We start from the raw sequence: 1,149 nt of genomic DNA, 5'->3' as shown, positions 1-1,149 counted from the left end.
GAGATAGAATAGGAAAGTACACTTTAGAGATGTATAAGAACTATATATTACATAAAAAGGATGAATAAGCTAATGAAAAGAAGAAGTTTAAAGAAAATATTAAGTATAATTATTTCAGTAGTTTTGGTTTTATTTATAGGGTTATCCTATGTGTTAGGTAGATTAGTTTATAAAGGATCTGTAGGATCATCTCAAAAAATAAAAAATGAAGATGTGGTAGAAGTTTTTTCGAAAGAAGAGGACAAACCTCTTTATGAACTTGAAAAATATAAACATGAAAAATTTATGATTCCATCTTCAAATGGATATGATGTGGAAACTATGTTTATAAAATCAAATATAGAAACAAATAAGACTATAATAATTGTTCATGGAATTGAAACTTATTATTTTAAATGGTTAAAAACAGCTTTTGGATATTTAGAGAATGGATATAATGTAGTTATTTATAATCAGAGACATACAGGAAATACCGGGGGAAAAGATTTTACTTTTGGATTATATGAAAGATACGATTTAGATGCAGCAGTTAACTTTGTTAAAAACAAATTTCCAAAGGGTATGATAGGCGTACATGGTTATTCAATGGGAGCTGCTACAGCAACTATGCATACAGAGCTTAATGAGAAAAAGAAAAAGGTAGATTTTTATATTTTAGATTCTCCTTATAGTGAGATGGCTGATGCTGTTAGATTAGGAATTGAAGCAGAAAATATACCACTAATTCCAACATCATATATAGCTTCTTGTGGTAATCTATATACAAAGATATTTTCAGGATTTACTTATGATGAAATTAAACCTTATGAAGCTGTAAAAAATATATCAGTTCCAGTTATGCTTATACATGGAACTGCAGATACTGTTTGTGCACCTAATAATAGTACTAAAATTTATGAAACTATTCCTCATAATAAAAAAGAACTGTGGTTTATAGAAGGTTCTAAACATGTTAAAGGAGTAGATGATGTAAAAAAAGAATATTTTAAAAGAATATTTAATTTTATAAATAAAAATGTAGAAATATAGAAATAAGGCATAAGAGTTTTAAACTTTTATGCCTTGTTTTAAAAAAGAAAAAGTTAAATAGTAATAATAGAAAAAATACTATTAATAATAAGAGACAATTATAAATTAAAAGAACTTTAT

General features: G+C 25.8%; 1 protein-coding gene. It reads left to right on the top strand.

The genetic code is table 11. The features are described from left to right. The first annotated feature begins 72 nt into the window (after nt 1-72). Nucleotides 73-1,029, top strand: coding sequence for an alpha/beta hydrolase (locus GBZ86_RS16090; RefSeq protein ID WP_234885190.1), 957 nt, complete (start codon nt 73-75; stop codon nt 1,027-1,029). The last annotated feature ends 120 nt before the right edge of the window (nt 1,030-1,149 follow it).

This window comes from Clostridium tarantellae (assembly GCF_009295725.1).
GTDB classification, from domain to species: domain Bacteria; phylum Bacillota; class Clostridia; order Clostridiales; family Clostridiaceae; genus Sarcina; species Sarcina tarantellae.
Note: the sequence above shows the minus strand (reverse complement) of the source record. Positions and strands in the feature narration are given on the sequence as shown.

What these genes read in the sequence shown, in the direction of transcription:
- GBZ86_RS16090 (WP_234885190.1), top strand. Translation starts at nt 73, where the DNA reads ATGAAAAGAAGAAGTTTAAAGAAAATATTAAGTATAATTATTTCAGTA.